Origin of the sequence: Streptomyces sp. SID5910 (assembly GCF_009862125.1) — a bacterium.
Lineage (GTDB): Bacteria > Actinomycetota > Actinomycetes > Streptomycetales > Streptomycetaceae > Streptomyces.
The window spans coordinates 1-228 of record NZ_WWHX01001018.1 but is presented as its reverse complement, the minus strand read 5'-3'; the positions used below and the strand labels follow the sequence as shown (position 1 = coordinate 228).

The 228-nt window shown below is 60.1% G+C and carries 1 protein-coding gene; it reads left to right on the top strand.

All coding sequences use genetic code 11. From position 1 onward, the window contains the following. Positions 1-26: 26 nt before the first annotated feature. Positions 27-228 (top strand): hypothetical protein (locus GTW67_RS38030; protein ID WP_237519189.1); only part of this gene is annotated, 202 nt, incomplete at its 3' end.

The window sequence follows — 228 nt, the reverse complement described above, 5'->3', positions numbered from 1 at the left end:
AGCGGCCGAAAGGACGTGAGGGAGCTGTGACGTTCCGCAATTCCGTTCTGGCGGGCTCCACTCTTATCCGTGAGGCGATCGAATCCCAGAATTTCCAATCAGGGGTGGAAGGGTGGCAGATTGCGGCTGACGGTACCGCCGAATTCTCCGATCTGACGATTCGGTCCTCCGATGGGCTCGGCCGCACTATTGTCGTGGCGAACGGCCGGATCACAATCCGGAATGCCG